Below are 19,319 nucleotides of genomic sequence, written 5' to 3'. Positions count from 1 at the left end.
ACCTCAGGGTGTTCAGGCGGTCTCGACCTCAGAGGTCTCGACAGCAGGAGCCTCGGCAACCTCGGCGTCCTTGGCGGCACGCTTGGTGGCACCCTCGGCCTCGCCGACGGCGGTCTGCGCGACGGTCAGCGCCTCGACCAGCTCGATCACGGCCATCGGGGCGTTGTCGCCACGACGGGGACCGATCTTGGTGATACGGGTGTAGCCACCCGGGCGGTTCTCGTAGCGCGGCGCAATCTCGGTGAAGAGGGTGTGCAGCACGGAGACGTCGGTGATCGTCTTGCGGACGATACGACGGTTGTGGATGTCACCGACCTTCGCCTTGGTGATCAGGCGCTCGGCCAGCGGGCGCATCCGACGGGCCTTGGCCTCGGTCGTGGTGATGCGGCCGTACTGGAACAGCTCGCGGCACAGGCCGGCGAGCAGCAGCGGCTCGTGGTGCGGGCCACCGCCGAGGCGGGCACCCTTCGTGGGACGGGGCATGGTAGCTCCTTGTATCTCCGAATCCGGCCGTATCAGGTACCGGAACGGGCGTCCGGGCACTGTTGCCCGAGCGGCTTTCCTTCATGAATCGGGGCGGCTCCGGTGGGAGCCGCCCCGAGCCAAACTCAGTACTGCTCAGTCTCCGCGTAACCCGCGTCGTCCAGGTCGTCGGCGCCGAAGGCGTCGGCGGCGGCGGTCGGGTCGAATCCGGGCGGGCTGTCCTTGAGGGCCAGGCCCATGCCGGCCAGCTTCGCCTTGACCTCGTCGATCGACTTCGCACCAAAGTTGCGGATGTCGAGCAGGTCGGCCTCGGAGCGGGCCACGAGCTCACCCACGGTGTGGATGCCCTCGCGCTTGAGGCAGTTGTACGACCGAACGGTGAGCTCGAGCTCCTCGATCGGCAGCGCCAGGTCGGCCGCCAGGGCGGCGTCCGTCGGCGAGGGGCCCATGTCGATGCCCTCGGCGTCGATGTTCAGCTCGCGGGCGAGACCGAACAGCTCCACCAGGGTCTTACCGGCCGACGCCATGGCGTCACGCGGGCGCATGGCGGGCTTGGTCTCGACGTCGACGATCAGCTTGTCGAAGTCGGTGCGCTGCTCGACACGGGTGGCCTCGACCTTGTAGGTGACCTTCAGCACGGGGCTGTAGATCGAGTCGACCGGGATACGGCCGATCTCCTGGCCGGAAGCCTTGTTCTGGACGGCGGAGACGTAGCCGCGACCGCGCTCGACGGTCAGCTCCATCTCCAGCTTGCCCTTGCCGTTGAGCGTGGCGAGGACGAGCTCGGGGTTGTGCACCTCGACACCGGCCGGGGGGGCGATGTCGGCGGCGGTGACCACACCGGGGCCCTGCTTGCGCAGGTACATCACGACCGGCTCGTCGTGCTCCGAGGAGACGACCAGCTGCTTGATGTTGAGGATGAGGTCGGTGACGTCCTCCTTGACGCCCGGCACGGTGGTGAACTCGTGCAGGACACCGTCGACGCGGATGCTGGTGACAGCGGCACCCGGGATCGAGGAGAGGAGCGTGCGGCGCAGGGAGTTGCCGAGGGTGTAGCCGAAGCCCGGCTCGAGCGGCTCGATCACGAACCGCGAGCGGTACTCGTCGACGACCTCTTCGGTCAGCGAGGGGCGCTGAGCGATCAGCATTTTGGATCCTCCAGTTGTTCTCGACGCCCACTATTTGACGTCGAACAGAACCAAGCGTACGGGGTCCCAATCGCAGCAACAACGAACTGCATGGGACCCCGTACGTGGTTTAAAGCACCAGTACCCGAAGGCGCTGCGTCAGACGCGGCGACGCTTCGGCGGACGGCAGCCGTTGTGCGGGGTGGGGGTGACGTCCTGGATCGAGCCGACCTCCAGGCCGGTGGCCTGGAGCGAGCGGATCGCGGTCTCGCGGCCGGAGCCCGGACCCTTCACGAAGACGTCGACCTTGCGCATGCCGTGCTCCTGCGCGCGACGGGCAGCGGCCTCGGCGGCCATCTGCGCGGCGAACGGGGTGGACTTGCGCGAGCCCTTGAAGCCGACGTGGCCGGCGGAGGCCCAGGAGATCACGTTGCCCGCGGGGTCCGTGATCGAAACGATGGTGTTGTTGAACGTGCTCTTGATGTGGGCGTGCCCATGAGCGACGTTCTTCTTCTCCTTGCGGCGCACCTTCTTGGCGCCGGCAGCCTGACGACCCTTGGGGGGCATAAGTCTGTTTCTCCTACTGAGGTGATCGGTCCGCTACCCGCGGGCCGGAGGGAAGTCCGGTTTAGGGGCGGACTACTTCTTGCCCGGCTTCTTCTTGCCGGCAATCGCGCGACGCGGGCCCTTGCGGGTACGCGCGTTGGTGTGGGTGCGCTGACCGCGGACCGGCAGGCCACGGCGGTGACGCAGACCCTCGTAGCAGCCGATCTCGACCTTGCGGCGGATGTCGGCGGCCACCTCACGGCGGAGGTCACCCTCAACGGTGTAGTTGGCGTCGATCCACTGCGCGAGCTTGACGAGGTCGTCCTCGCTGATGTCGCGAACGCGGATGTCGGGGTTCACGCCAGTCTCGGCCAGCGACTGCTGGGCGCGGGTACGGCCGATGCCGTAGACGTACGTGAGGGCGATCTCGATCCGCTTTTCGCGGGGGAGATCAACGCCGGCGAGGCGTGCCATTCATGGCTCCTGTGATTCTTCAGAGGTCTTACGAACTGCCTACTCCTACAACTCTCGCTGAGGGAGCCCCGGCCTCTGACCGGGGGTGGCAGTCCGTCCAAGGGTGGACGGATCGGGCAGCCCGTGTATGACGTTGGTGCGCGTCGCGCGAAGTACTACGAGAAATGCGGGGGGACGATCAGCCCTGGCGCTGCTTGTGGCGCAGGTTGTCGCAGATCACCATGACCCGGCCGTGACGGCGGATCACCTTGCACTTGTCGCAGATCTTCTTGACGCTCGGCTTGACCTTCATGGTTCAGGTTCTCCGGGTCTAGATCTGACGTTACTTGTAGCGGTAGACGATCCGACCACGCGTCAGGTCGTAGGGGCTGAGCTCCACCACGACCCGGTCGTCCGGCAGGATGCGGATGTAGTGCATACGCATCTTGCCGCTGATGTGCGCGAGGACCTTGTGACCGTTCTGCAGCTCAACCTTGAACATGGCGTTCGGGAGAGACTCGATCACGGTGCCCTCGATCTCAATGGCGCCTTGCTTCTTTGCCATGAACTGCGAGATCCACCTTCCGGGACCGGCTACCGTATGCGGCACGCTCGTGCGAACCTGGGTTCACCCCGTCCCTAGGGAAGAGGGCGTGCAAGAGCACGCTACGAGTGAGCCGACAGTCCATCGTACGTTACCGGCGCACGGAACCCAAAACCGGGGCTAGTACTGCGAGTGCTGCTGCGCACCGATCCGGATCGGCTGGACGACGGCGGTGCAGGCGGCGCAACGGCTCGCGGCCTCCGGTATCTCGGTGAGGCACTCGGGGCACGGGCGCTTCGCCGCCTTCGGCTTCTTCGGCAGGTAGCGGGCGCTCGCCTTGCTCACCGGCAGCACCACGCAGAAGTACAGCACCGCCGCGGTCATCACGAAGGTGATCAGCACGTTCAGGAACTGCCCGTACGGGAAGGTCACTCCGGCCTGGGTGAACGACTTCGAGCTGAAGTCGCCGGCCGCGCCGGTCGCCACGCCCACCAGCGGGGTGAGGAAGGCCTTGACGAAACCGCCGACCACGGCCGTGAACGCGGAGCCGATGACGATGCCGACGCCCATGTCGACGACGTTGCCGCGCATCATGAACTCGCGGAAGCCCTTGAGCACTGTTGTCCCCTATATGTCCGATACGCCTGGTGTTCGAACCAGTGACGATACCGGCTATCCGAGCGGGTCCGGCGCCGCGGTCACGCCCAGCGCCGCGAGCTGCGCCTTTCCGCCGTCGAAGGCGGTCAGCACCAGCGGGCCCTGCTCGGTGACGGCGACCGAGTGCTCCCAGTGCGCCGCCCAGGTCCCGTCGTTGGTGACGACCGTCCAGTCGTCCTCCAGCACGCTGGTGTGCGGGGTGCCCAGCGAGACCATCGGCTCGATCGCCAGGACCGTGCCGGGGATCAGCTTCGGGCCCTTGCCGCGGCCGCGCTCGACGTAGTTCAGCACGTGCGGCTCCATGTGCATCGCGGTGCCGATGCCGTGGCCGCCGTAGCCCTCGGTGATGCCCCACTTGCCCTTGGGCGGCAGCGGCTGACGGCGGATGAAGCCCTCGATCGCCTTGGACACGTCGGCCAGCCGGTTGCCCTTCTTCATCTGGGCGATGCCGGCCCACATCGAGCCCTCGGTCACCCGGCTGAGCATCTCGACCTCGGGACGAACCTCGCCGACCGGGACGGTGATGGCGGCGTCGCCGTGCCAGCCGTCCACGATCGCGCCGCAGTCGATGGAGATGACGTCGCCCTCGAGCAGCACCCGGTCACCGGGGATCCCGTGCACCACCTCGTTGTTGACCGAGGCGCAGATCACCCCGGGGAACCAGAGGCCGCCGTGGTCGGCGCGGAAGTTGGAGGTGGCGCCGTGGTCGGCGATGACCTTGGCCGCGATGTCGTTCAGCTCCTGGGTGCTGATCCCGGGGGCCACCGCGGCGCGGCAGGCCTTGAGGGCCTCGGCGACGACCAGGCCGGCCACCCGCATCTTCGCGATCTGCTCGGAGGTCTTGATCTCCACCATCTGGGCCACGCCTTTCGTCTGTGTACCGCACGGTCCTTGCCGGGCGGCCCTTCGCTGAGACAACGGTACGACGCCGCACGGCCGCGGCGCCCCGACCCGGGGCGCCGCGGCCGTGGGGCACGCGGGGTGTCGCTCAGAAACCTGTTGTTCAGGCCTGCTTGCGCTGCTCCAGCGCGTCAACGGCGCGCTGGGTGACCTCGTCCACCTTGCCGAGCGCCGGGATCGTGGTGACCAGGCCCTGCTGGGCGTAGTACTCGATGATCGGCTCGGTCTCGGTGTGGTAGACCTCGAGGCGGTTGCGGACCGTCGACTCGGTGTCGTCGGCACGCTGGTACAGCTCGCCACCGCACTCGTCGCAGACGCCCTCGACGGACGGCGCGTTGTAGTGCACGTGGAACACGTGGCTGCCGTCGTTGCGGCACAGCCGGCGACCGGCGATGCGCTTGACGACCTCGTCCTCGGGGACCTCCAGGTCCAGCACGCCGTTGAGGGCGATGCCGGACTCCGCAAGGATCTCGTCCAGGGCCTTGGCCTGCACGAGGTTGCGGGGGAACCCGTCCAGCAGGAAGCCGTGGGCGGCGTCCTCCTGGGCGAGCCGGTCCTTGGCCATCCCGATGGTCACCTCGTCCGGTACGAGCCGACCTGCGTCCATGTAGCCCTTGGCCTCGAGCCCCAACGGGGTGCCCTGGCTGATGTTGGCCCGGAAGAGGTCGCCGGTGGAGATGTGCGGGATGGACAGGGTCTTGGCCAGAACATGCGCCTGAGTACCCTTCCCGGCCCCGGGAGGTCCGACGAGGACGATACGCATCAGCGGAGGAACCCTTCGTAATTACGCTGCTGGAGCTGGCTCTCGATCTGCTTCACAGTTTCGAGTCCGACGCCGACGATGATGAGGATGCTGGTGCCGCCAAACGGAATGGTTGTGCTCTGCTTGAGGGCGACGAGGCCGATCATCGGGATCAACGCGATCAGGCCCAGGTAGAGCGATCCCGGCCACGTGATGCGGGTGAGCACGTAGTTCAGGTATTCGGCCGTCGGGCGGCCGGCCCGGATGCCCGGGATGAAGCCACCATACTTCTTCATATTGTCGGCAACTTCTTCGGGGTTGAAGGAGATGGCGACGTAGAAGAAGGCGAAGAACACGATCAGGACGAAGTACGTCGCCATGTAGATCGGGTGGTCACCCTTGGTGAAGTTGTTCTGGATCCAGACCGCCCAGCCCGCCTTGCTGCTCGTCAGCTGGGCCACCAGGGCCGGGATGTACAGCAGCGACGAGGCGAAGATCACCGGGATGACACCGGCCTGGTTGACCTTCAGCGGGATGTAGGTCGAGGTGCCGCCGAAGGCACGCCGCCCGATCATGCGCTTGGCGTACTGCACCGGGATCCGGCGCTGCGCCTGCTCGACGAAGATGACCAGGACCACCACCACGACGCCCACACCGAGGACCGCGAAGAAGTCGATCCAGCCGCTCGCGAGCGTGCCGGCCTTCTTGATGGCCCAGAGCTGGCCCGGGAAACCGGACGCGATCGAGGTGAAGATCAGGATGGACATGCCGTTGCCGATGCCGCGGTCGGTGATCAGCTCACCGAGCCACATGATCATCGTGGTACCGGCGGTCATCGTCACGACCATGACCATGATCCGGAAGACCGAGGTGTCCGGGACGACCTGGTTGCCGACCGGGCAGGTCGAGAACAGCGCGCCGTTGGACGCGGTGGCCACGATGCCGGTGCCCTGGAGGATCGCGAGCGCGATGGTCAGGTAGCGGGTGTACTGCGTGATCTTCGTGGTGCCGGCCTGACCCTCCTTCTTCAGCGCTTCCAGTCGCGGGATCACGACGGTCAGCAGCTGGAGGATGATGCTGGCGGTGATGTAGGGCATGATGCCGAGCGCGAAGATCGTCAGCTGGAGCAGAGCTCCACCACTGAACAGGTTCACAAGGCCGAAGAGACCGTTGTTCGCCTGCTTCACACATGTGTTCACGGCGACAAAGTTGACGCCCGGGACGGGAACGTGCGCACCCATCCGGAACAGCACCATGATGCCCAGCGTGAACAGCAGCTTCTTGCGCAGGTCGGGCGTCTTGAACGCCCGCGCGAACGCACTGAGCACGGTGCCTCCTGCGCCCCCCGCGCGTCGTCGGCGGGAGGGTCGGTCCTGATGGGGGGAGTAAGGGTGTTCCAGCTACCACAAGGCAGACTGTCGCAGCCTACAAGGGAACTCCACGGACTCTAACAGTGTGTGGCCACCCGAATGAAGCTCGTGCGCCATGCGCTTCGCCCGGCCGGGCCGGGATGCCCGGTTTTGGCCGGGGATGCGTCCGGCAGAGTCCGGATTCGGGTGCAGATGAACACACAAAAGGCTGGGCCCCGCCCCTCTCGAAAGAGGGACGGGGCCCAGCCCGTGAAGCTGAGTCAGCCTTGCGTGACCTGAAGTCAGATCAGCTCGGTGACGGTACCGCCGGCGGCGGTGATCTTCGTGGCGGCCGAAGCGGAGACGGCGTCAACCGAAACCTGCAGCGCGACGGAGACCTCGCCGGTGCCCAGGACCTTGACGAGCGAGTTCTTGCGAACCGCGCCCTTCTCGACCAGGCCCTCGACGGTGACCTCTCCACCCTGCGGGTAGAGCTCGGCCAGCTTGTCGAGGTTGACCACCTGGAAGGTGATCTTGAAGGGGTTCTTGAAGCCCTTGAGCTTCGGCAGACGCATGTGGAGGGGCATCTGCCCACCCTCGAAGCGCTGCGGAACCTGGTAACGGGCCTTGGTGCCCTTGGTGCCACGACCAGCGGTCTTACCCTTGGATGCCTCACCACGACCAACACGGGTCTTGGCGGTCTTGGCACCCGGGGCGGGCCGCAGGTTGTGGATCTTGAGCGGAGAGTCCGCCATGTCAGTCAACCTCCTCGACCGTGACGAGGTGACGCACGGTCTGGGCCATCCCGCGAATCTCGGGACGGTCCTCCTTGACGACCACATCGTGCATACGCTTCAGACCCAGCGAGCGCAGCGTCTCGCGGTGGTTCTGCTTGCTACCGATGTAGGACTTGGTCTGGGTGATCTTCAGGCGAGCCATCAGACACCCGCCCCTGCCGCAGCGGCGGTGCCGGCCGCGCGAGCGCGCAGCAGGGCGGCCGGGGCCACGTCCTCCAGCGGCAGGCCACGACGGGCAGCGATCTCCTCGGGGCGAACAAGGCCCTTCAGAGCGGCCACCGTGGCGTGCACGATGTTGATCGCGTTGTCCGAGCCGAGCGACTTCGACAGGATGTCGTGAACGCCGGCGCACTCCAGGACGGCACGCACCGGGCCACCGGCGATAACGCCGGTACCGGGGGACGCCGGCTTCAGGAGCACGACGCCGGCGGCCTTCTCACCCTGGATCGGGTGCGGAATGGTGCCCTGGATACGGGGGACCTTGAAGAAGTTCTTCTTGGCCTCCTCAACACCCTTGGCGATGGCGGCCGGAACCTCCTTCGCCTTGCCGTATCCGACACCCACGGTGCCGTCACCGTCGCCCACCACGACCAGCGCGGTGAAGCTGAAACGACGACCACCCTTGACAACCTTGGCGACACGGTTGATCGCAACGACGCGCTCAACGTAAGCGGTCTTCTCGACGGCGGGGGCGTTGCCCCGGTCGTCGCGCTTACGGTCACGCCGCTCGCCACCGCCGGTGCCGCCGCCGGCGCCGCTACCGCGGCGCTGGGGTCCAGCCATTGGAATTACCTCTCTCGATTACGTCCGTCGACTGAGCCGACGAGCGGCTTAGAAGTCGAGCCCAGCCTCACGGGCAGCGTCCGCCAGGGCGGCGATGCGCCCCGCGTAACGGTTGCCCGCGCGGTCGAAGACGACCGTCTCGATGCCGGCGGCCTTGGTGCGCTCAGCGACCAGGGCGCCGACCTTCTTGGCCAGCTCGCTCTTGTCGCCCTCGACGCCCTTGACGGACACGTCGAGGGTGGACGCCGACGCGAGGGTGTGACCCTTGGCGTCGTCGATGACCTGGGCGAAGATGTGGCGGTTCGAGCGGGTCACGACCAGACGAGGACGAACCTCGGTGCCGGTGACGCGCTTGCGAACGCGGATGGCACGGCGCTTGCGGGCAGAGGGCTTGTAAGCGTTGCCCTTGCCGATCTTGACAGAAAGACTCTTGCCCATGGCTTACTTACCGCTCTTTCCGACCTTGCGGCGGATGACCTCGCCCGCGTACTTGATGCCCTTGCCCTTGTACGGGTCGGGCTTACGCAGCTTGCGGATCTTGGCCGAAATTTCTCCGACCAGCTGCTTGTCGGTCCCGTCCACGTGGAACTTGGTGGGAGACTCGACCGCGAAGGTGATGCCCTCCGGGGCCTCGATCAGGACCGGGTGGCTGAAGCCGAGCTGGAACTCCAGGTTGGAGCCCTTCAGCGCGACACGGTAACCAACACCGTTGATCTCCAGCGACTTGCGGTAGCCCGCGGTCACGCCGGTGATCATGTTCGCCACCAGCGTGCGGGAAAGGCCGTGAAGGGCCTTCGACTGACGCTCGTCGTTCGGGCGCGAGACGACAAGGGTGCCGGTCTCGTCCTTGCTGATCTCGATCGGCTCGGCAACGGTGTGCGAGAGGGAGCCCTTGGGGCCCTTCACGCCGACCGTCTGGCCATCGATGGTGACGTCCACGCCGGCGGGAACCGGGATGGGCAGCCGTCCAATACGCGACATTGCTGTACCTCCGTTTCCCGAATTACCAGACGTAGGCGAGAACTTCTCCGCCTACGCCCTTCTTGGCGGCCTGCTTGTCCGTGAGGAGACCCGAGGACGTGGAGATGATCGCCACGCCCAGGCCGCCGAGGACCTTCGGCAGGTTGGTGGACTTTGCGTAGACCCGCAGGCCCGGCTTGCTGATGCGCTTGATACCAGCGATCGAGCGCTCGCGGTTGGGGCCGAACTTGAGCTCGATGGTCAGCTTCTTGCCGACCTCGCCCTCCTGCGGCTCCTCGACCTTCCAGCCGGAGATGTAACCCTCCTGCTGCAGGATCTGCGCGACGTGCGACTTGATCTTGCTAGCCGGCATCGCCACGGTGTCGTGGTACGCCGAGTTCGCGTTACGCAGACGCGTGAGCATGTCTGCGATGGGGTCGGTCATGGTCATGATGGCCTCAGGCCTCTCTCGCCGTGGTTTCTCCGCGCCAGGTCCCCCCGTCGCACTCCGAGGAGTGCGACAGGGGCACAGACGCAGGGGACCTGCGGCGTTAGTAAGACTGGGTGCGAGCCTTCCGAAGAAGGTCACGACAGCTACGGAGCTGCCGCGCCAGGGGGCCCGACCCCACTACCTTACGGGATCCGGTACAGGAGCCCAAAAGGAGGTGCTGTGGGGTCGGACACCACTGTGTCTCGCGTTGGCGTGCCGAGGGTCCTGGACTACCAGGAGCTCTTGGTCACGCCCGGCAGCTCGCCGCGGTGCGCCATCTCACGGAGGCAGACACGGCACAGGCCGAACTTGCGGTACACCGAGTGCGGACGGCCGCAGCGCTGGCAGCGCGTGTAGGCGCGGACCGCGAACTTCGGCTTACGAGCGGCCTTCGCGATAAGGGACTTCTTCGCCATGGCTTACGCCTCCTTGAACGGGAAGCCCAGAGCGCGCAGGAGCGCCCGGCCCTCGTCGTCGGTCTGGGCGGTGGTCACGACGGTGATGTCCATACCGCGCTGACGGTCGACCTTGTCCTGGTCGATCTCGTGGAACATGACCTGCTCGGTCAGACCGAAGGTGTAGTTGCCACGGCCGTCGAACTGCTTCGGGGAGAGACCACGGAAGTCACGGATACGCGGCAGAGCCAGCGACACCAGACGGTCCAGGAACTCCCACATGCGGTCACCACGGAGGGTGACGTGGGTGCCGATCGGCTGGCCCTCACGCAGCTTGAACTGCGCGATGGACTTGCGAGCCTTCGTCACCGCCGGCTTCTGGCCGGTGATGGCGGTGAGGTCGCGGATGGCACCGTCGATCAGCTTGGAGTCGCGGGCGGCCTCGCCCACACCCATGTTGACCACGACCTTGACCAGGCCGGGGATCAGCATGACGTTCTCGTAGGAGAACTCTTCCTTGAGCTGGCCCTTGATCTCGGAGTTGTAACGCTCCTTGAGGCGGGGGGCCACCTTCTCGACGTTCTCGATGGTCGTCTCAGACATCAGATGTCCTCACCGGTTCGCTTGGCAACGCGGATCTTGTTGCCCTCGTCATCGAAGCGGTAACCAACGCGAGTGACGACCTTCTTGCCGTCCTTCTCCACGACCAGCTGCACGTTGGAAACGTGCACCGGGGCCTCGACGGTGATGATGCCACCGGCGGTGCCCTGGCCGGGCTTGGTGTGCTTCTTGACCCGGTTCACACCCTCGACGAGAACCTTGTTGGCCTCGGGCATGGCCTGAATGACCTTGCCCTGCTTGCCGCGGTCCTTGCCGGTGATGACCTGAACCAGGTCACCCTTCTTGATCTTCATGCTGTTCGCCATGGGTTAGAGCACCTCCGGCGCAAGCGAGATGATCTTCATGAACTTCTTGTCGCGCAGCTCGCGGCCCACCGGGCCGAAGATGCGGGTTCCACGGGGGTCACCATCGGTGTTCTTCAGAACAACCGCGGCGTTCTCGTCGAACCGGATGTACGAACCGTCGGGACGACGGCGCGACTTCACGGTGCGGACGATGACGCACTTGACGACATCACCCTTCTTCACCGAACCACCGGGGATCGCGTCCTTGACGGTCGCGACAATGACGTCCCCGATACCGGCGTAGCGGCGACCGGAACCACCGAGAACGCGGATGCAAAGGATTTCCTTTGCGCCCGTGTTGTCGGCGACACGCAGTCGCGACTCCTGCTGGATCACAGCTTTCTCCTGATCGTCAACGAGAGCTGACGGGCCGGCCGCTGCTCACACCGGCGCCCGCGAGGGACCCGATGCACATACGGCCGTACCCGAACAACTTCGTTACTTGGCCTTCTCGAGGATCTCGACGACGCGCCAGCGCTTCGTCGCGGACAGCGGGCGGGTCTCCGCGAGGAGGACCCGGTCGCCGATGCCGCAGGCGTTCGCCTCGTCGTGCGCCTTCAGCTTGTTCGTACGGCGGATGACCTTGCCGTACAGAGCGTGCTTGACGCGGTCCTCGACGGCGACGACGACGGTCTTGTCCATCTTGTCGCTGACGACGAGACCCTCACGGGTCTTGCGGAAGCCGCGCGCCTCAGTCTCGTTGGTGGTGTTCTCAGTCATCAGGCGTTCTCCACCGTCTCGATGCCCAGCTCGCGCTCGCGCATCAGGGTGTAAATACGCGCGATGTCCTTACGGACGAGCTTGAGCCGTCCGTGGTTGTCGAGCTGCCCGGTCGCCGCCTGGAAGCGGAGGTTGAACAGCTCCTCCTTGGCCTCGCGCAGCTTGCCAACGAGTCCGTCGTTGTCGAGCTCGCGAAGCTCTGCAGCCTTGGTGCCGGCCGACATCAGCTCTCACCTGCCTCGCGCCGGACAATCCGGCACTTCATCGGGAGCTTGTGAGCAGCGCGGGTGAGCGCCTCACGAGCAACCTTCTCATTGGGGTAGGACAGTTCAAACATGATCCGTCCCGGGTGAACGTTGGCAATCCACCACTCCGGCGAACCCTTACCGGAACCCATGCGGGTCTCGGCAGGCTTCTTGGTGAGGGGACGGTCCGGGTAAATGTTGATCCAGACCTTGCCGCCACGCTTGATGTGACGGGTGATGGCGATACGAGCGGACTCGATCTGCCGGTTCGTCACGTAGGCCGGGGTGACGGCCTGGATGCCGTACTCGCCGAACGCGAGTTCGGTGCCACCCTTCGAAGCGCCGCGGCGCTTCGGGTGGTGCTGCTTGCGGTGCTTGACCCGACGGGGGATCAGCATGTCGGTCAGGCCTCCGTTCCGGTGCTCTCGACAGCCGGCGCCTCGGCGGTCACCTGGGCAGCGCCCTCGGTGTTCGCCGGACGACGGCCGCCACGGGCTGCGCCACCGCGCTCGCCACCGCGGCCACCGCGCTCGCCGCCACGCGCGGGGCGGGCGTCGGTGCGGGCCGGGCGGTTGCCCGAGCGGGCAGCAGCGTTCTCAGCGCGGACCTCGGCGATGTTCTTGACATCACCCTTGTAGATCCAGACCTTCACGCCGATACGGCCGAAGGTCGTCTTGGCCTCGAAGAAGCCGTAGTCGACGTTCGCGCGCAGCGTGTGCAGCGGCACACGACCCTCGCGGTAGAACTCCGAACGGCTCATCTCGGCGCCGCCGAGACGACCGGAGCACTGGACCTTGATGCCCTTGGCGCCGGACTTCATGGTGCCCTGCATGCTCTTGCGCATGGCACGGCGGAACGACACGCGGGAGGACAGCTGCTCCGCGACGCCCTGAGCCACGAGCTGGGCGTCCAGCTCGGGGTTCTTGACCTCGAGGATGTTCAGCTGGACCTGCTTGCCGGTCAGCTTCTCGAGGTCGCCGCGGATGCGGTCGGCCTCGGTGCCACGGCGACCGATCACGATGCCGGGGCGGGCGGTGTGGATGTCGACCCGGACGCGGTCGCGGGTGCGCTCGATCTCAACCTTCGAGATACCGGCACGCTCCATGCCCTTCGTCATCATGCGACGAATGGCAACGTCTTCCTTGACGTAGTCCGAGTACAGCTTGTCGGCGTACCAGCGGGACTTGAAGTCCGTGCTGATGCCGAGGCGGAACCCGTGCGGGTTAACCTTCTGGCCCATTACCGGGTCCCTTCCTTGCTGCTGACGACCACGGTGATGTGGCTGGTCCGCTTGCGGATCCGGTAGGCGCGGCCCTGGGCACGCGGACGGAACCGCTTCAGGGTCGGGCCCTCGTCAACGTACGCCTCGCTGATGACGAGGTCGTCCACGTTGTTGTGGTTGTAGTTGTGCACGGCGTTGGCAATGGCGCTGTCAAGCACCTTGCCGACCGGCACAGTCGCGGCCTGCGGAGCGAAACGCAGGACCGCCTGGGCCTCCGTGGCGTTCAGGCCACGGATGAGGTCCACCACGCGGCGGGCCTTCATGGGCGTGACGCGGATGTACCGCGCCTGGGCCCTGGCTTCCATGGTTGTCCCCTTGCTGGTGTAAGTCATGAGTCGTTGCTTATCCGCTTGGCGACTAGCGACGCTTCGACTTGCGGTCGTCCTTGACGTGACCGCGGAACGTACGCGTCGGCGCGAACTCGCCGAGCTTGTGGCCGACCATCGACTCGGTGACGAACACCGGGACGTGCTTACGACCATCGTGCACCGCGATCGTGTGACCGAGCATGCTCGGGCTGATCACGGAGCGACGGGACCAGGTCTTGATGACGTTCTGGGTACCCGCTTCGTTCTGGACATCCACCTTCTTGATGAGGTGGCCGTCGATGAAGGGGCCCTTCTTGAGACTGCGCGGCATCTGACCTGCTCCTAGCGCTTCTTGTTGGTCTTGCGGCGGCGCACGATGAGGGCGTTCGAGGCCTTGTTCGGCTTACGAGTACGACCCTCCTTCTTGCCCCACGGCGAAACCGGGTGGCGACCACCGGAGGTCTTACCCTCACCACCACCGTGCGGGTGGTCGATCGGGTTCATGGCCACACCACGCACGGTCGGGCGAACGCCCTTCCAGCGCATACGGCCGGCCTTGCCCCAGTTGATGTTCGACTGCTCGGCGTTGCCGACCTCGCCGATGGTCGCGCGGCAGCGCGCGTCCACCATGCGGGTCTCGCCGGACGGCATACGAAGGGTCGCGAAGCGCCCCTCGCGGGCCAGCAGCTGGATACCGGCGCCGGCGGAGCGGGCCATCTTGGCACCGCCGCCCGGACGCAGCTCCACAGCGTGGATAACGGTACCGACCGGGATGTTGCGCAGCGGCAGGTTGTTGCCCGGCTTGATGTCGGCCGCGGGGCCGTTCTCAATACGGTCACCCTGCGACAGCTTCGCGGGGGCGATGATGTAGCGCTTCTCGCCGTCCGCGTAGTGCAGCAGCGCGATGCGCGCGGTGCGGTTGGGGTCGTACTCGATGTGCGCGACCTTGGCCGGCACGCCGTCCTTGTCGTGACGACGGAAGTCGATCACGCGGTAGGCGCGCTTGTGTCCGCCACCCTGGTGGCGAGCGGTGATACGACCGGCGTTGTTACGGCCGCCCTTGCTGTGCAGGGGGCGAACCAGCGACTTCTCCGGCGTGGACCGCGTGATCTCTACGAAGTCGGCCACGCTGGAGCCACGACGGCCCGGCGTAGTCGGCTTGTACTTGCGGATGCCCATTTGGCTCTCTCGTCCTCGTCCTTATCGACGGCACGATCTCCGTTAGGAGACCGGACCACCGAAGATGTCGATGCGGTTGCCCTCAGCCAGCGTCACGATGGCGCGCTTGGTGTCCTTGCGCTTGCCAAAGCCCGTCTTGGAGCGCTTGCGCTTGCCCTGACGGTTGAGCGTGTTGACGGACTCGACCTTGACCGAGAAGACCGCTTCGATGGCCTGCTTGATCTGGGTCTTGTTGGCACCCGGCGACACGACGAACGTGTACTTGTTCTCGTCGAGGAGCGAGTAGCTCTTCTCCGAGATGACCGGCTTCACCAAGATGTCACGGGGGTCCGTGAACGTCTTGCTCGTGATCTCTGCAGCCATCAGGCGGCGCTCCCTTCGAGCTCGCCCTCAGCAGCCACAGCCTTGGCGGACGCGGCGGGACCCGCCACGAAACGCTCGAAGGCGGCCTGGGTGAAGACCACGTCGTCGGAGACGAGCACGTCGTAGGTGTTCAGCTGACCGGCGTCCAGGATGTGGACGTTCGGCAGGTTGCGGGCGCTCTTCAGACCCAGCTCGTCGGCACGCTCGACGACGAGGAGGATGTTCTTGCGCTCGGTGATCTTGCCGAACAGGCCCTTGGCGGCCTTGGTCGACGGCGCCTCGGTCGCGGTCACGTCGGTGATGACGTGGATGCGGTCGTAACGGGCCCGGTCGGTGAGCGCGCTGCGCAGAGCGGCGGCGATCATCTTCTTCGGGGTCCGCTGCGAGTAGTCACGCGGCTTGGGGCCGTGGACGATGCCACCGCCCGCGAACTGCGGCGCGCGGGTCGAGCCCTGACGGGCGCGGCCGGTGCCCTTCTGGCGGTACGGCTTGCGGCCGCCGCCTCGGACCTCGCCACGACGCTTGGTCGAGTGCGTACCCTGGCGGGCGCCGGCGAGCTGAGCCACGACGACCTGGTGCATCAGCGGAACGCTGACCTTGGCGTCGAAGATCTCAGCCGGCAGCTCAAGGGTGCCGGTCTTGTCGCCCGCGGGCGACAGGATGTCAATGGTGCTCATATCCTCACAGCCCCTTCGCCGCGGTGCGGACGAGGATGAGGCCGCCGTTCGGACCGGGGATTGCGCCCTTGATCAGGAGCAGCCCCTTCTCCGCGTCAACGGCGTGGATGGTCAGGTTCTGGGTGGTCACGCGCTCGTGGCCCATCCGGCCGGCCATCTTCATGCCCTTGAACACGCGACCCGGGGTGGCGCAGCCACCGATCGAGCCGGGCGAACGGTGCTTGCGCTGCACGCCGTGACCGGCGCCGAGGCCCTTGAAGTTGTGACGCTTCATGACACCGGCGAAGCCCTTGCCCTTGGAGGTGCCGGTCACGTCGACCTTGACACCCGCCTCGAACAGCTCGGCGGTGATCTCCTGGCCCAGCGTGTACTCGGACGCGTCCGAGGTACGCAGCTCGACCAGGTGGCGGCGCGGGGTGACACCGGCCTTGGCGAAGTGACCCGCGAGGGGCTTGTTCACCTTGCGGGGGTCGATCTCGCCGAAACCGATCTGCACGGCGTCGTAGCCGGTGCCATCAGCGGTGTGGATCTGGGTCACGACATTGGGCCCGGCCTTGACGACGGTCACCGGAACGATCCGGTTGTTCTCGTCCCAGACCTGGGTCATGCCGAGCTTCTCGCCCAGGATGCCCTTAATCTGCTTTGCCATCTTCGTCGCGCCTCTCAGAGCTTGATCTCGATGTCGACGCCGGCCGGAAGGTCGAGGCGCATCAGCGAGTCAACGGTCTTCGGGGTCGGGTCGAGGATGTCGATCAGACGCTTGTGGGTGCGCATCTCGAAGTGCTCGCGCGAGTCCTTGTACTTGTGCGGCGAGCGGATGACGCAGTAAACGTTCTTCTCAGTGGGCAGCGGCACCGGGCCCGCGACCTGCGCACCAGTGCGAATGACGGTCTCGACGATCTTCTTCGCCGAGGAGTCAATCACCTCGTGGTCGTAGGCCTTGAGCCGGATGCGGATCTTCTGTCCCGCCATGGCTACTCAGTAGTCCTTTGTCTCGTCTGCTGCTTCTACTGCCGGATTCATCCGGGTGGACTGGTCCGGTGGTGCCCCTGGGTGGTTACCCTCCGGTCCACGCGCTCGGGCGTGTCGCCCTGACGCTCAAGAAAAAGGTAAAACAGTTACCTTTTTCAGTGGATCTGGAGTGTCTTGCACCCATCGGATACCGGGTCGAGGCCCTGCCCACGCTTCCCGGAAGATTCCCGTACGTCCGCCCCGCAGCTGCCGCGGTGTCGCTTACACACCACTGCATTCACATACAGCACGTGAACACATGAACGGCCATCACGGGAACGACGAGTACTTGGGACTCGCTTCCGGTCCTCCCGGTGGGAGGCGCGCAGCATCGGCACTCAACCGAGCAACCCAGGTAGTCTGCCATACCAGCAGGCACCGGCGCCAATCGGGACAACCCACTGGGCCGTAGGAGCGATGTCCGCACAGGTGCGCGACCCCGCACGTGGTTGCGGCAGGTCGGCATCTTATGATTTGGGGCTCTGGCGCCATTCACTCCCGGGCGAGACCACTGACGCCGCATCAGGCGGCCCGGCCCCACCTCTGAGGAAGAACGATCTTGACGACCCACCCTGCGTCACCGGTCGCCGCGCCGGCCGCGGTGCTCCCGATCTCAGGACTCCGGGCGCGAACCGCCGCCATCCGCGAGCAGGCGACCGCGAGGTCGGCAGCAGGGTACGCCGTCGAGGCGCTGGTCGCCTTCACCGCGGCGCTGATCCTGCCGATCTCCGTACGGCACCTGCGACTGGACCCGCTGGACCGGATCGGGCAGGTCAGCGGGCTCGCCGCACTGCAGCTCCGGTTCGCTCTGGTCGGCATCGTACTCGTTGCCATGCTCATGGCAGCACTCCGGCTCCGCGGTTCCCGCCACTTCCCGCTCGTGGTGCGCCTCAGCGCCGCCGCCGCGGCGGGCCTGGCGAGCGGGTTCGTGGCCGGCGGCGCGGTGATCTCGCTGCTCGGCACCCCGTGGCCGATGTTCGGCCTGAACGGGGACAGCGGCCGGATCGTCGAGTGGTCCAGCCTGGTCGCCCACGGGCACTCGGTTCCGCCGGAGGCCCTGGTCTACCCGCCCGGACCGCTCTACACGCTGGGCTACTACGCCGAGTGGTTCCGCGGCGGCAACACCGCGTACGCCTTCAAGGACCTGCAGATCCTCGGCGCGGCCGTCACCGGCCCGCTGGCGTACCTGTGCTGGCGCCTGGTGCTCAGCCCGGTCCGCGCGCTGGCCTTCGGCGTGCTGCCGGCCTTCGCCATCATCGACGCCTACAAGCCGTACAGCGCCACCGTGTTGATCATGCTGGTGCCCGTACTGGCCGCGATGGTACGGGAGTTGAGCAAGTCCGCCACCCAGCGCTGGACGCCGGTGCTGGTCAAGGGCGCCGCCTTCGGGGTGGTGCTCGGCGTGCTGTTCCTGACCTACTCCGGCTGGTTCGTCTGGAGTGCGGCGGGGGTGATAGCGGCTGCCGCCATCTTCTTCCCCTGGCGGACCGGACTGCTCAAGGGCGCCGGGTTCCTGGGCGCCACCGTCGCCGCCTTCGTGGTCGTCGCCGGCAGCTACGCCGTGACGCTGCTGCAGCAGTCGGCCACGACGGTGGACAAGAACTTCTCGTTCGACACCAAGACCGACCCGGCGTACTTCCTGATGTGGCGCACCGACATGCCCGGCAAGGTCGGCCAGTGGCCGGTGCCCGGTGAGCTCGGCGGCATCGGGCTGTTCGCCATCGTGCTCTTCGTCTGCCTGGGCGTCTGCCTCTGGCTCGGCATGCGCAAGCCCTTCGTGGTCACCGTGGTCTGCATGTTCGCCAGCGCCTGGGTGATGCGGATGTACTTCGCCTCGGAGATGTACTCGACCCAGACGGTGCAGCTCTGGCTGCGGACCGACAACCAACTGCTCTACTGCGCGCTGATTCTGGGCGGCCTGGCCGTCCACCTGGTGGTGCGCGAGCTCACCGCCCGCGGGAAGTTCCCGAGCCCGCAGACCGCCGTGATCGGGGCCTTCGTCGGACTGCTCTTCCTCTTCGGGTCGGTGGCCTCCTCGATGTCGGACCGCTACATGCCGGCCAAGGAGAACAGCTACAAGATCCTGCCCTGGGTCTCGCACACGGTCCGCGAGCTCAACGGCAAGTGCCCCACCTACGCGCCGAACCACACCTGTAGCCAGGATGGCGACCAGACCTGGCAGCAGCTGATCCAGTAGGGACGCCCTGACCAGCCGCACCGGCGGCCCGATCTGCTGCCCTCTCTCATCCGGAGACCCAATCTTCATGTCGGACGTATCCCGAGAATCCCGAACTGCTGGAATCGCGCGCCCACTTCGAGCCTTCGTCAGCTGGCCGGCGGCCT

32 protein-coding genes are annotated in these 19,319 nt (G+C 66.2%); 1 reads left to right on the top strand and 31 read right to left on the bottom strand.

The window, feature by feature from the left end:
• Positions 1–12: 12 nt before the first annotated feature.
• From rplQ to rpsJ, 31 genes are all read right to left on the bottom strand, one after another.
• A complete protein-coding gene (gene rplQ / locus P3T37_RS29910; protein ID WP_280727027.1) occupies positions 13–483 on the bottom strand; it encodes a 50S ribosomal protein L17 in 471 nt (156 codons plus the stop codon).
• A 125-nt stretch (positions 484–608) separates the two neighbouring features.
• Positions 609–1,631: a DNA-directed RNA polymerase subunit alpha gene (locus tag P3T37_RS29905; RefSeq protein ID WP_035800873.1), complete on the bottom strand. Its 1,023-nt coding sequence runs from the start codon at positions 1,629–1,631 to the stop codon at positions 609–611.
• A gap of 138 nt (positions 1,632–1,769) precedes the next feature.
• Positions 1,770–2,177, bottom strand: coding sequence for a 30S ribosomal protein S11 (gene rpsK, locus P3T37_RS29900; RefSeq protein WP_035800872.1), 408 nt, complete (start codon positions 2,175–2,177; stop codon positions 1,770–1,772).
• Between the two features lie 72 nt (positions 2,178–2,249).
• Entirely contained in the window at positions 2,250–2,630 is a 381-nt protein-coding gene (gene rpsM / locus P3T37_RS29895) for a 30S ribosomal protein S13 (RefSeq protein ID WP_145790757.1), read from the bottom strand.
• A 178-nt stretch (positions 2,631–2,808) separates the two neighbouring features.
• The gene (rpmJ, locus tag P3T37_RS29890; RefSeq protein ID WP_003956441.1) at positions 2,809–2,922 is read right to left on the bottom strand and encodes a 50S ribosomal protein L36; all 114 of its coding nucleotides are present in this window, start codon (positions 2,920–2,922) and stop codon (positions 2,809–2,811) included.
• A 30-nt stretch (positions 2,923–2,952) separates the two neighbouring features.
• Positions 2,953–3,174 carry a translation initiation factor IF-1 gene (infA, locus tag P3T37_RS29885; protein ID WP_003956442.1) on the bottom strand — a complete coding sequence of 74 codons (222 nt, stop codon included), beginning with the start codon at positions 3,172–3,174 and terminating at the stop codon, positions 2,953–2,955.
• 159 nt (positions 3,175–3,333) lie between these two features.
• Entirely contained in the window at positions 3,334–3,771 is a 438-nt protein-coding gene (mscL, locus tag P3T37_RS29880) for a large conductance mechanosensitive channel protein MscL (protein WP_280727026.1), read from the bottom strand.
• 54 nt (positions 3,772–3,825) lie between these two features.
• Positions 3,826–4,665, bottom strand: coding sequence for a type I methionyl aminopeptidase (gene map, locus P3T37_RS29875; protein WP_280727025.1), 840 nt, complete (start codon positions 4,663–4,665; stop codon positions 3,826–3,828).
• 148 nt (positions 4,666–4,813) lie between these two features.
• Positions 4,814–5,473 carry an adenylate kinase gene (locus tag P3T37_RS29870; protein WP_280727024.1) on the bottom strand — a complete coding sequence of 220 codons (660 nt, stop codon included), beginning with the start codon at positions 5,471–5,473 and terminating at the stop codon, positions 4,814–4,816.
• Positions 5,473–6,780, bottom strand: a complete 1,308-nt coding sequence (gene secY, locus P3T37_RS29865; RefSeq protein ID WP_280727023.1) for a preprotein translocase subunit SecY — start codon at positions 6,778–6,780, stop codon at positions 5,473–5,475. Before secY ends, P3T37_RS29870 begins: the two co-directional genes overlap by 1 nt.
• A 323-nt stretch (positions 6,781–7,103) precedes the next feature.
• Entirely contained in the window at positions 7,104–7,556 is a 453-nt protein-coding gene (gene rplO / locus P3T37_RS29860; protein ID WP_280727022.1) for a 50S ribosomal protein L15, read from the bottom strand.
• A gap of 1 nt (position 7,557) precedes the next feature.
• Complete coding sequence (rpmD, locus tag P3T37_RS29855; RefSeq protein ID WP_030300409.1) at positions 7,558–7,740, bottom strand: 50S ribosomal protein L30; 183 nt, start codon at positions 7,738–7,740, stop codon at positions 7,558–7,560.
• On the bottom strand, positions 7,740–8,381 hold the full coding sequence (gene rpsE, locus P3T37_RS29850) for a 30S ribosomal protein S5 (RefSeq protein ID WP_184937234.1): 642 nt from the start codon (positions 8,379–8,381) through the stop codon (positions 7,740–7,742). The genes rpmD and rpsE overlap by 1 nt, the downstream gene beginning before the upstream one ends.
• A 48-nt stretch (positions 8,382–8,429) precedes the next feature.
• Entirely contained in the window at positions 8,430–8,819 is a 390-nt protein-coding gene (gene rplR / locus P3T37_RS29845) for a 50S ribosomal protein L18 (protein WP_280727021.1), read from the bottom strand.
• Between the two features lie 3 nt (positions 8,820–8,822).
• Positions 8,823–9,362 carry a 50S ribosomal protein L6 gene (gene rplF / locus P3T37_RS29840; RefSeq protein WP_280727020.1) on the bottom strand — a complete coding sequence of 180 codons (540 nt, stop codon included), beginning with the start codon at positions 9,360–9,362 and terminating at the stop codon, positions 8,823–8,825.
• Positions 9,363–9,384: 22 nt separating this feature from the next.
• Positions 9,385–9,792 carry a 30S ribosomal protein S8 gene (gene rpsH, locus P3T37_RS29835; RefSeq protein WP_035800857.1) on the bottom strand — a complete coding sequence of 136 codons (408 nt, stop codon included), beginning with the start codon at positions 9,790–9,792 and terminating at the stop codon, positions 9,385–9,387.
• Positions 9,793–10,061: 269 nt separating this feature from the next.
• Positions 10,062–10,247: a type Z 30S ribosomal protein S14 gene (locus P3T37_RS29830; RefSeq protein ID WP_035800856.1), complete on the bottom strand. Its 186-nt coding sequence runs from the start codon at positions 10,245–10,247 to the stop codon at positions 10,062–10,064.
• A 3-nt stretch (positions 10,248–10,250) separates the two neighbouring features.
• Positions 10,251–10,829, bottom strand: coding sequence for a 50S ribosomal protein L5 (gene rplE / locus P3T37_RS29825; protein WP_035800855.1), 579 nt, complete (start codon positions 10,827–10,829; stop codon positions 10,251–10,253).
• Positions 10,829–11,140 (bottom strand): 50S ribosomal protein L24, encoded by a 312-nt coding sequence (rplX, locus tag P3T37_RS29820; protein ID WP_280672141.1) that lies wholly within the window; start codon positions 11,138–11,140, stop codon positions 10,829–10,831. The genes rplE and rplX overlap by 1 nt, the downstream gene beginning before the upstream one ends.
• A 15-nt stretch (positions 11,141–11,155) precedes the next feature.
• On the bottom strand, positions 11,156–11,527 hold the full coding sequence (gene rplN / locus P3T37_RS29815) for a 50S ribosomal protein L14 (RefSeq protein WP_035800854.1): 372 nt from the start codon (positions 11,525–11,527) through the stop codon (positions 11,156–11,158).
• 102 nt (positions 11,528–11,629) lie between these two features.
• A complete protein-coding gene (gene rpsQ, locus P3T37_RS29810; protein ID WP_035800852.1) occupies positions 11,630–11,911 on the bottom strand; it encodes a 30S ribosomal protein S17 in 282 nt (93 codons plus the stop codon).
• Entirely contained in the window at positions 11,911–12,135 is a 225-nt protein-coding gene (gene rpmC, locus P3T37_RS29805; protein WP_280666724.1) for a 50S ribosomal protein L29, read from the bottom strand. Before rpmC ends, rpsQ begins: the two co-directional genes overlap by 1 nt.
• A complete protein-coding gene (rplP, locus tag P3T37_RS29800; protein ID WP_035800849.1) occupies positions 12,135–12,554 on the bottom strand; it encodes a 50S ribosomal protein L16 in 420 nt (139 codons plus the stop codon). The genes rpmC and rplP overlap by 1 nt, the downstream gene beginning before the upstream one ends.
• Before the next feature lie 5 nt (positions 12,555–12,559).
• Entirely contained in the window at positions 12,560–13,396 is an 837-nt protein-coding gene (gene rpsC / locus P3T37_RS29795) for a 30S ribosomal protein S3 (RefSeq protein WP_035800847.1), read from the bottom strand.
• Complete coding sequence (gene rplV, locus P3T37_RS29790; RefSeq protein WP_033824229.1) at positions 13,396–13,743, bottom strand: 50S ribosomal protein L22; 348 nt, start codon at positions 13,741–13,743, stop codon at positions 13,396–13,398. Before rplV ends, rpsC begins: the two co-directional genes overlap by 1 nt.
• 52 nt (positions 13,744–13,795) lie before the next feature.
• Positions 13,796–14,077 carry a 30S ribosomal protein S19 gene (gene rpsS / locus P3T37_RS29785; protein ID WP_030232469.1) on the bottom strand — a complete coding sequence of 94 codons (282 nt, stop codon included), beginning with the start codon at positions 14,075–14,077 and terminating at the stop codon, positions 13,796–13,798.
• An 11-nt stretch (positions 14,078–14,088) separates the two neighbouring features.
• Positions 14,089–14,925 (bottom strand): 50S ribosomal protein L2, encoded by an 837-nt coding sequence (gene rplB, locus P3T37_RS29780; protein ID WP_280666726.1) that lies wholly within the window; start codon positions 14,923–14,925, stop codon positions 14,089–14,091.
• Between the two features lie 42 nt (positions 14,926–14,967).
• Positions 14,968–15,291 (bottom strand): 50S ribosomal protein L23, encoded by a 324-nt coding sequence (rplW, locus tag P3T37_RS29775; protein WP_157536559.1) that lies wholly within the window; start codon positions 15,289–15,291, stop codon positions 14,968–14,970.
• Entirely contained in the window at positions 15,288–15,965 is a 678-nt protein-coding gene (gene rplD, locus P3T37_RS29770) for a 50S ribosomal protein L4 (protein ID WP_280727019.1), read from the bottom strand. Before rplD ends, rplW begins: the two co-directional genes overlap by 4 nt.
• A 4-nt stretch (positions 15,966–15,969) precedes the next feature.
• Entirely contained in the window at positions 15,970–16,614 is a 645-nt protein-coding gene (gene rplC, locus P3T37_RS29765) for a 50S ribosomal protein L3 (RefSeq protein WP_035800835.1), read from the bottom strand.
• A gap of 14 nt (positions 16,615–16,628) precedes the next feature.
• Positions 16,629–16,937 (bottom strand): 30S ribosomal protein S10, encoded by a 309-nt coding sequence (rpsJ, locus tag P3T37_RS29760; RefSeq protein WP_012785157.1) that lies wholly within the window; start codon positions 16,935–16,937, stop codon positions 16,629–16,631.
• A gap of 598 nt (positions 16,938–17,535) precedes the next feature.
• Between rpsJ and P3T37_RS29755 the strand changes: the two genes are divergently transcribed.
• Entirely contained in the window at positions 17,536–19,173 is a 1,638-nt protein-coding gene (locus P3T37_RS29755; protein ID WP_280727018.1) for a hypothetical protein, read from the top strand.
• Positions 19,174–19,319 lie beyond the last annotated feature (146 nt).

This window comes from Kitasatospora sp. MAA4 (assembly GCF_029893355.1).
Lineage (GTDB): Bacteria > Actinomycetota > Actinomycetes > Streptomycetales > Streptomycetaceae > Kitasatospora.
This window is presented reverse-complemented; position numbering and strand designations above follow the sequence as displayed.